This window comes from Actinomadura sp. WAC 06369, from assembly GCF_003947565.1.
GTDB classification, from domain to species: domain Bacteria; phylum Actinomycetota; class Actinomycetes; order Streptosporangiales; family Streptosporangiaceae; genus Spirillospora; species Spirillospora rifamycini.
In genome coordinates this window covers 1-8,915 of record NZ_QHJN01000237.1, presented here as the reverse complement: position 1 = coordinate 8,915, position 8,915 = coordinate 1, and the positions used below count along the sequence as shown (strand labels likewise).

General features: G+C 67.7%; 9 protein-coding genes and 1 tRNA gene. 3 read left to right on the top strand and 7 right to left on the bottom strand.

All coding sequences use genetic code 11. The features are described 5' to 3' along the window. Positions 1–68 precede the first annotated feature (68 nt). The 3 genes from DMH08_RS36560 (at position 69) to DMH08_RS36550 (ending at position 2,415) form a co-directional block, all read left to right on the top strand. Entirely contained in the window at positions 69–1,439 is a 1,371-nt protein-coding gene (locus DMH08_RS36560) for an FAD-binding oxidoreductase (RefSeq protein ID WP_125620753.1), read from the top strand. A 133-nt stretch (positions 1,440–1,572) separates the two neighbouring features. Beyond that, positions 1,573–1,911 (top strand): PfkB family carbohydrate kinase, encoded by a 339-nt coding sequence (locus tag DMH08_RS36555; RefSeq protein WP_125620751.1) that lies wholly within the window; start codon positions 1,573–1,575, stop codon positions 1,909–1,911. A 12-nt stretch (positions 1,912–1,923) separates the two neighbouring features. Beyond that, on the top strand, positions 1,924–2,415 hold the full coding sequence (locus tag DMH08_RS36550; RefSeq protein WP_125620749.1) for a hypothetical protein: 492 nt from the start codon (positions 1,924–1,926) through the stop codon (positions 2,413–2,415). A 390-nt stretch (positions 2,416–2,805) separates the two neighbouring features. Here the strand turns inward: DMH08_RS36550 and soxR are convergent, their stop codons facing one another. From soxR to DMH08_RS36515, 7 genes are all read right to left on the bottom strand, one after another. Continuing rightward, a complete protein-coding gene (gene soxR, locus DMH08_RS36545; protein WP_125620747.1) occupies positions 2,806–3,267 on the bottom strand; it encodes a redox-sensitive transcriptional activator SoxR in 462 nt (153 codons plus the stop codon). A 33-nt stretch (positions 3,268–3,300) separates the two neighbouring features. Continuing rightward, positions 3,301–4,731 carry an MFS transporter gene (locus tag DMH08_RS36540; RefSeq protein ID WP_125620745.1) on the bottom strand — a complete coding sequence of 477 codons (1,431 nt, stop codon included), beginning with the start codon at positions 4,729–4,731 and terminating at the stop codon, positions 3,301–3,303. A 605-nt stretch (positions 4,732–5,336) separates the two neighbouring features. Then, positions 5,337–6,854 (bottom strand): ThiF family adenylyltransferase, encoded by a 1,518-nt coding sequence (locus DMH08_RS36535; RefSeq protein WP_158642454.1) that lies wholly within the window; start codon positions 6,852–6,854, stop codon positions 5,337–5,339. Positions 6,855–7,211: 357 nt separating this feature from the next. Further along, positions 7,212–7,418, bottom strand: a complete 207-nt coding sequence (locus DMH08_RS36530) for a multiubiquitin domain-containing protein (protein WP_267898598.1) — start codon at positions 7,416–7,418, stop codon at positions 7,212–7,214. Between the two features lie 25 nt (positions 7,419–7,443). Then, positions 7,444–7,968: an ImmA/IrrE family metallo-endopeptidase gene (locus DMH08_RS36525; RefSeq protein ID WP_125620740.1), complete on the bottom strand. Its 525-nt coding sequence runs from the start codon at positions 7,966–7,968 to the stop codon at positions 7,444–7,446. Further along, positions 7,955–8,293 (bottom strand): helix-turn-helix domain-containing protein, encoded by a 339-nt coding sequence (locus tag DMH08_RS36520; RefSeq protein ID WP_199748177.1) that lies wholly within the window; start codon positions 8,291–8,293, stop codon positions 7,955–7,957. Before DMH08_RS36520 ends, DMH08_RS36525 begins: the two co-directional genes overlap by 14 nt. Before the next feature lie 468 nt (positions 8,294–8,761). After that, positions 8,762–8,837, bottom strand: a tRNA-Lys gene (locus tag DMH08_RS36515). Between the last annotated feature and the right edge of the window lie 78 nt (positions 8,838–8,915).

Below are 8,915 nucleotides of genomic sequence, written 5' to 3'. Positions count from 1 at the left end.
CCACCGCCCCCGCCGACTCGGTCGAGCGTGTCGCCGCCTGACCGACCCACCCTAGGGAGAGTAAAAACATGAACGCCCTGAAGCCCCTGCGCTCCGCCCTCCGCGGCCAGGTGTGGCTGCCCGGTGACCACGGATTCGACGCCGCGCGCCGCCCGTGGAACCTGGCCGTCCAGCAGCCGGTGGCGGCCGTGGTCGAAGCCGCCGACGCCGACGACATCGCCGCGCTCGTCCGCTACGCCCGCACCGCCGGACTGGGCATCGCCACCCAGCCCAACGGGCATGGCGCCACCGGCCGCACCGACGACGACACGATCCTGCTCCGCACCCGGCGGCTCGACACGCTGGAGATCGACCCCGCCGCCCGCCGCGCCCGCATCGGCACCGGCGTGCCCTCCGGCCAGGTGCAGGCCGCCGCCGCCCCATACGGATTGACCGGCTTGCCGGGCAGCTCCCCGGTCGTCAGCGTCACCGGCGTCGCCCTCGGCGGCGGGTTGAGCTGGTTCGGCCGTGCACACGGGTGGGTCGCCGACAGCGTCACCGCCTTCGACATCGTCGACGCCGACGGACGCCGGCGGCATGTCACCGCCGACACCGACAACGATCTGTTCTGGGCCCTACGCGGCGGGGGCGGCGACTTCGCCATCGTCACCGCCCTGGAACTGTCGCTGCACCCCGCACCGCACCTGTACGGCGGGCGATCGCTGTGGGACGTCCAGGACGCCCCGGCCGTCATGGACGCCTACCGGCAGATCACCGCCGCCGCACCCGAAGAACTGACCGTCTGGCTGGATCTGCTGCACTTCCCCGGCTCCGCGCCCATGGTCGCCGTCGACGCCACCTACCTCGGCGACCAAAGCGAGGCACGTGACCTGCTGGCCCCGCTGGACCGCCTTCCCAAGCCGCTGTCGGATTCCCGACGCAGCATGTCGGTCACCGAACTGGGAACCATCACCGCCGAACCCACCGACCCGGGCGCGGGCATCTCGCGCGCCGAACTGCTGACCGACCTGGACGACACCGCGGCCGAGAAACTGCTGGCCGCCCCCATCGCACCCCTGCTCAGCGTGCAGATCCGGCACCTGGGCGGCGCGCTGTCGCGTGCCTCCGACAGCCCGCACGGTGCGTTGGCCGAGCCCTATGCGCTCTACCTGTTCGGCATCCCCGCCGACCCCGCCACGGCCGAAGCCGTCACCGCCAAGCAGCACGTGCTCGCCCAAGCCCTCCCGGTCAGCGGACGCAAGCCGTACACCTTCCTCAACCCCGGCGAGACCGTGGCCGACGCCTTTCCGCCCGACACACTCGCCCGCCTGCGAAACATCAAGCGCCACCACGACCCGCACAACGTCTTCCGCTCCAACTTCCCGGTGAAAGGACTAAAAGAAGTCGCCTCCAGCCCTGAGAATGCGGCAGGCTTCTCAGCCGCCGTTCAGCCTGGCTAAAGGTCCCGCGCGGTCGCAGGGGTGCCGAGTTAACGGCTGATCTCGGTCGTTCAGGTGTTCGGTCGGCGGTCGGGGGTGAGTCGGCCTTAGAACCTGCGCTCTAAGGCGTTGATAGGCCAGCGCAGACGAACACATCCCCGCCGCTCGAACCGCGCTGCCCTTCGCCCAAGCGGTCTTCGTCAACACCACCGAACACCAGATCCTGACCCGCCACATCGACTCCGTGTCTCTCCCGGCCGTACTGGTGTCCGACGGCCCGAAAACCGCCGTCCTGCGAAGGCAGGGCGTCCAAGCCGCCACCGCCGTCCCGCCGCCGATCACGGCACAGGAGGTGACCGGGGCCGGCGACACCCTCGTCGGAACCTTCCTCGCCCTCACCGCCACCGGCGCCGACGACCACGACGCACTGACCGGCGCGGTCACCGCAGCCTCCCGCCGCGCCGCATCCCCAGGTCTTCGGCATCGCACCTGAAGAGACCCTCTTGTGGCCCGGTACTACATCGCCCACCGACTGTTCGCCGCCCACGACCGCGCCCTCGCGGCCACGCTCGCCCACCGCCTGGCCGAGGAGCACGGACCCGGAGCGGTGTTCCTGCCGTTCTGCGACACCGACGAAGAGAACCTCATCGCCGCCACCAGCGACTTCCTCACCTACGGGCCCACCCCCGACGACCCCGCCCACTTCCCGTTCCCCGACCCGCTCCTGACCGTGGCGGCCACCACTGCCGTCATCAGAACGCACCGCCTCGGCGCCGCACCACACCCCGCCAGCACCACCTACGCCGACTTTCTCACCCAAAACCTGGCGACGGTCAACGACCTCATCGACCAGACCGTCCGCGCCATCCACCGACCACCCCGACCACCCGCACCATTCCCCGCACTCAATGGCCGGCGGCGCACCGCCTACGTCGAACCGTCGCCAATGAAATGGCCCGGCTCTCACTCATCTGCTAGGACTACGTCGACTTCCTAGGGGCGCTACGTCTTCACCTGCGTCGCCTCGACACCGGGTTGCGTCCCTTCCGCGATCGGCCACGACACCCCTGCTACGCAGTCCTGACGCCGTGTGCGCTTCTAAAGTGCACACAGAGCCCGGTCGAAAGGCAGCGGTGGTGAAGGACGTCCTGCACGCTGAGCAGGAGGCATGCGGTAGCAAGCGACGGACCGGTCGGCCCAACACAAGGCGCCGTCGGTGATGATCAGTGGTTCGGCTTCGGCTTCAAACTGATTCGTTGAACGCGAGAATCGTTGATCGCTGCGGCCGGGGTCGGGAGGGAAGGCTGATGCCAACAGGTACAACGGCAACCCCGGCCGGTCTTCGCAGGAAGGGTCGGCCGGGGTTGGCTGGAAGCCGAAGCTCTGGCTAGGAATCGGCGCTGGACCGTTGGAGCCGCACCGGACCGGGGCCGCGGCCCTGGAGGGTGTCGTCGGGGTTGAGGAGCAGGCATGCCTTCATCGACAGGCAGCCGCAACCGATGCAGCCGGTGAGTTCTTGCTCGAGGCTTTCGATCACGCGGCGGCGTTCCTCCAGCTGCTTTTTCCAGCGCCGGGAGACTCGCTGCCAGTCCTTGTGGGTGGGGGCGCGGTCTGTGGGGAGGCTGGCGAAGATTTCGGCTACGTCCGCCAGCGGGATGTTGAGGCGCTTGGCCACGATGATCAAGGAGATCCGGCGAAGCATGTGCCGTGAGAAGGCCCGCTGATTGCCGCTGGTGCGTTCGCTGAAGATCAGGCCCTTGCGTTCGTAGAAGTGCAGGGCGGAGGCGGGCACGCCAGTCCGGCGTATGACCTCACCGATCGTGAGATGGTCGTCTGGACTGGCGCGCACGATATCGCTCCTTGCACGTTCGGGACCCGGTGGTCAGGTTGTGCGGCGGGACGCCGCGGCGCGGTTGTGAATCAGGACGGCCACGACGATCGACAGGACGAGGCAGAGCAGGCCGACACCGAGCTGGGTCACCTGCCAAGACCAGGTGAAGGCGTCCAACTCCGCGGCCTCGGTTCCGTCGGTGAGGCGTCCGGCACCGACCTTGGCGGCGCGGGACGCGTCGTCAAGCCTGACGGAGAGGAGACCGACGAGGGAGGCACTGTATGCGGCGATCACGAGGGCCTCGGCCGCTCCCCGCAGGGTGTTGAGGAACCCGGCCGCCATGCCGACGGCGTCGGCGTCGACCAGCGCCATGGCCTGACCGTCGGTGATACCGAAGGACACCCCCATGCCGATGCCGATCAGCACGAGCGGCGCCGCGGCCGACATGACCGCGGCGTCGGCGTTCAGGGTCACCAGCCACAGGTTCCCGGCCACGACCAGCAGCAGGGCCACCATGATGAGCGGACGGGCTGGAACGCCCTTGTTCACCAGGGCCACGGCGGCCATGGGCGTGATCAGCACGGGGGCGGTCAGCAGCAGCATCGTCGCCCCGGCGGCTGCGGGGGACAGCCCCGCCGCCGCCTGCAGGTACGTGGGCAGGAAGACCAGGACGCCCAGGAACCCGATGGAGGTGGTCAGAGTTGCCAGGCTCCACCCCAGGAAGCCGCGGTTGGCGACCAAGGCGGGCGCCAGCATCGGAGCAGTGCTGTGCCGCTGGACGAAGCCGAAGACGACCAGTATGACCAGGCCCGCGATGCCGGTGAACAAAATGACCGGATGCGCCCAGCCGAGCGCGGGAGCCTCCAGGAGCGCGAACATCAGCAGCGTCAGTGCGGCGACGAACAGGACGCTGCCCGCCCAGTCGGTCCGGTCGGCGCTTGTCGCGCGGGATTCGCGGGTGCGAGTCCCGCCCAGGGCGACGAGTAGGCCGATGACGGTGAAGACCGCGAAGCCTCCTCGCCATCCGGTGGCGCTGATCAGCAGTCCCGACAGGGTCGGGCCGATGGCGATGCCGACCCCGGCCATGGTTCCCATCAGGGCGAAGGCTCGGTTGCGGGCCGCGCCGTCGTAGCTGGAGGCGAGGATCGCGCCGCCCGCCGCCATGATCCCGGCGCCGCCGGCGCCGGAGACGATGCGGGCGATGTCGGCGACGGCGATCACCGGGCTCAGCGCCGTCCCGAGGAATCCGGCCGCGAAGACCAGCGACGAGAGGACGAAGACGCGTCGGCGGCCGATCCGGTCGGCGGTCGATCCCGCGATGAGGGTCATGGCTGCGAAGGCCAGGTTGTAACCGGCGACGACCCAGTTCAAGGGGGACCCGGAGGTATCGAGATCGCGGCCGATGCTGGGCAGCGCCACCGCCGTCCCCGAAATGGACATCGCCACCAGGACGACGCCGACCAGGACCACCGGGAGCGTCAACGGAGACGGCCGATCCACCGGGGGCGGATGCGGAGCGGGGTCTGTGGTCGGGGTGTCCGTGCTGTTCGCCATGGCTGTTCGCTTTCTCTGGTCCTGAGGCAGACAGCGAACAGCCCACCAGTTCAACTGCAGTTGAGGTCAAATAGGCTGGTGGAGGCTTGTTTGTCGAGGTCGTCAAGTGAGAGCACTCTGGATATCGGGTTGGAAGGCGCGCGGGCCGAGGCCCCGTCATTGGCCTCGTTGGTGCCTCGGTGCCAGGGCGGTGTGGGCGTCGGACCGTGGGAGTGCTCACTGCCGAAGGCGGTCAGGACGGCGATAACGGTGGGGTGATCCCACATTGAGTCGCGGGTGAGGTGTTCCAGGGCGTAGCGTCACCGAAACGGATAGCGAGTTTGTCGGAGCCAGGCTGCTCGATGGCCGCGATATAACGCCTGGCAACCGGCCCTGTTCGGTCGCGGTGGCGGTCTGCTGGGCGATGACGCTGCTGACCAGGGCTGTGCGGGCGGTGGAGACGATCGCCACGAGGGCGAGCAAGCCGTGCCGATGGCGACCGCGCGGCCACGGACCCGGCCCAGCGCCTTGGTCTTCTTGCCGCACGGAACCGGCTAGTGCGGCGGTGCTGGGCAGGTCATTGCGGCCCATTTGTGTTGGGCTGAGGTCAGGAGCATGTCTCCGGCGCGGGCAATGCGAACTCTGGTTGTGCGCTGAGCGCGACGCCGTGCGTCGCGGGTGCGTTCGGCGGCTTCGTGGGTGTTTGTCAGTTCGACTCGTGCGTCTCCGAGGCCGGTGGTCTGTTCGAAGAAGCATTCGGCGTTGAGGGGAGTTGGCAGCGCCATGAGGTGGTGAGTTGAGAGCACGTACTGGAGCGGTCCTGGTTCCCCGAGCCCGCCCGGAGCGACAGTGAGACTGATGAACTGCGCCAGCTGGCTTGCGGCGGGGCTGAGGGCGAGGGCGGCCACGTTCTGCCGTGCCGATTCTTGCCGTTCGGATTGTCGGATGTATTCGGGGTCCTCAAGGAGCCCTTGCTGGTCCAGCGTCACTTCGGCCGGGTCGAGTTGGCGGGTGCACACCATGCAAGGACGGCCGGGCCTCAAGACGTGGCTGCGCCAGGTGGCGTTGCGCATGCCGTTGCCGTCCGCGAAGGCGTCGATGGCGATTCCACCGTCGATCACGGGGATGAGGTCGCTGTAGGCAAGCTGGTTGAGGACCGCGCGCGGCCATGGGCGGTCGACGCAGCTGAAGATCACGTCATAGTCGAGGGCGATGCGCTGGCCGAGGTCTTCGCAGATGCTGTTCTCGAAACCATGCAGGTCCGGGTTGCCGGCGGTGGCCGCAAGTCGGAGTTGCCGCAGGGCGTGCTCGGTCTTGCTGCGCCGTAGCGCGATATCGATCTGTGTGGCGGTGGGCATCCGGTCGAGGTTGACGCGCTCGAGGTCGTCGAAGTCCATGACGGCTACGTGAACCAGCCCGGTAGCGGCCAGCCGGATGGCGATGTCGTGACCGATGCTCCCGGCTCCGACGATGAGTACGCGGAGGCGGGCGAGCGCTCCCTGAGTTTGTTCGCCCCAGCCTGAGATCGTTCGGATTTGGGAGTCTTGGGGCGTCGGGACGGGGCGAAGCGCGTCGTTCCATGTCACACGAAGACGCGAGTCGACCACGCGCACGCTTTCGGCCTCAGTGGAATGGGCGCCTGCGCTCCATCGGCGAGCGGACCATGCGCGGTTCCCTGCAAGAGTCATGCCGAACAGGTCGTGGCCGGTGATCGCGTGCGCCAGATGCGCGAAGGAGCGTTCGGCGTCTTCGTCGGGTCCGCTCATCTGCTGCCAGCCGGTGCCACGAGGATGGGAGTGGGCGAGCGCGATGCCCAGGCCTTGTTCTGCGGCGAGGCTCGCGGCCCGAACCACGTAGTCCCCGGTGAAGGAGGCGTTACCGTGAACGGCTCGCTCGGCCGGTTCCGGTGGAACGATCTCCCTCACAAGTGCCGAGGTACGGGTGGCGCCGGTGGAGGGCGCGTAGGTGACCAGGCAGATGTCCTCTTGCCCGTCATCACGGAGTAGACGGTGGCGAAGCGCGGTGTCGAGGGTGCCAGGCATGGCCGCCGAAAAGCGCTGTGGTTGTGTCATCGGCTCTCTCCCAGGACACCACGGACGTGAGCGATCCACGCCTGGGCCGGTTCCTCCGTAGCGACCCACCATCCGATGTCTCGTGAGTGGGCGAGCCATCCGGGGACGGGCGAAGGTCTGGTGTTGGTCCGGGCGAAGGTGATCTCAGCCGGAAGATGGATCCAGTGTGGCGGAGTGAGGGGCCAACTGCGCAGTTCCGCGGTGTTCACGCCGGTCTCGACCGACTCTCCGGCGTGAGCGCCCGCGAGCACCTCGACCGGGAAGGTCACGACTCCATGGAGGACGCCAACTTCCCGGCCACAGCGCTCCAGACCGAGGACGAACGCGTCGACACCGGTGCTGGACAGGGTGGACATCTCATGCAACCTGCGCGCACTGGCGGACCGTGACGAACTTGTCGCCGTTCCGGATACGAATGGTTTCGGCGTCGTCGTAGCGCTTGGGTTCGCCGTGGCCGTGGCGCACCTCGGCCAGGTTGTAGGCGCTGGGGTCGAGGCCGGCCAGGCGCAGCAGGGCTGCTGCCGTCTGGGCGCTGTCGGTCACCATGAAGTGCCGCCCATCGATCGTGAAGTTGATTCGCCTAGGGCGGTCATCGTCCTACGGGGTTGGGGAGGATGCCGAGGTTCACGAGGCGAAAGTTCATGGCGGAGGGGCTCACCTTGAAACGGGCTTGAAGCTTCAGGACCAGGTCTTCTGCGCTGGCGAAGTCGAGGGCGGAGATCTCGTTCCGAACCATGAGTTCGGGGATCAGAAGAGCCGCGGCGAACCGGTTCGCTTCGATCTCCTCGCGGTCCGTCGCCATGCCGGAGACGCTGTCGCGGAGGTTCACACGCACGTCCGTGTCCATGATCAACGGACGGCCCTTGTGGAGTTGGAGGTGCCCGATCTCGTGCGCCACGGTGAACCGCTGGCGGTTGGGAGCGTGACTCTGGTTGACCCCGATCACGGTACGTGTTGGTTCGCGTACGAGCATCCCGGAGACGTCGTCCTTCATCTCCGTCTTGACCAGTAGGACTCCAAGTAGTTCCTGTGCGATCAGGAACGGGTCCACGGGGGGCTTCAGGACGCCCGCCTTGTCGAGCACTTCGCGTGCGGCAACATCAGCTCTGGCCATGGCTGCCGTCCTCGATCTCGCTGGCCGCGGATGTCACGCTGGCCAAGGCTTCCGCAAGATGCTCTGGCATCCTTGTTGCGACTCCGCCAAGCTCGGCGAGCTCGGGAAGCAGGTCAGCGGCGCTGACTCTCAACACATCGGCGATCAAGGCCAGCTTGTACGGGGGCGGCGCCTGCGATCCGGCCTCGATGTTGGTGATCGATGCCCGAGAAAGCCCGACCATCTGGGCAAGCTGGGCTTGGACGAGGTCGGCATCCTTCCGGGCGGCGCGGATCTTGGCTCCCATCGCCAGATTGAACCGGACTTCCTGATCGTGCTCTTCCACCGGGCCCCTTCGATGTCAGCGTGGCTGTCATCACTGTATATATGCATCGTCCACGCCAGTGGAGGCCCACTAGGTGTTTGATTGCATACGGGCGGACGGTGCCTCTGACGGGAAGCGGCGTTGAGCGCTGGGACGAAGTTGTTGTCGCAGGTGGGGCAGCCGTCGCGTTTGGTCGTGGCAGCGCAGAGTGGTCACGTCGAGGAGTCGTTGGCGAGGGCGCCGGGCGCACCTGGATCGGCATGACGCGTGACTGATGGTGGTGAAGCTCGGCAGGGTGATCCCCGAAGTGCAGGAGTGTCGCCGCCCCATACAGCAGGGCGGGTGGGCACCGGGGAACACCGCCGCAAAACGGGGGTGTCCGGGCCCGATCCGTGCCCGCGAGCAGACATGGAGCAGACGGGGGGACGGAACGGGACGAACCGGGCGGAGGACATACCGGGGCGAGCTTGCGTTTGCCCTGGTTAGGGGTGGTGGGTCGCGTGGGACTCGAACCCACAACCTACGGATTAAAAGTCCGGAGCTCTGCCAATTGAGCTAGCGACCCGTTGAGCAAGCGTACCTAGATCGGTGCCGGGTTCGCGACGGGGTTACGGCGGGGAGGGGCGATCATGGGGGGATGAGG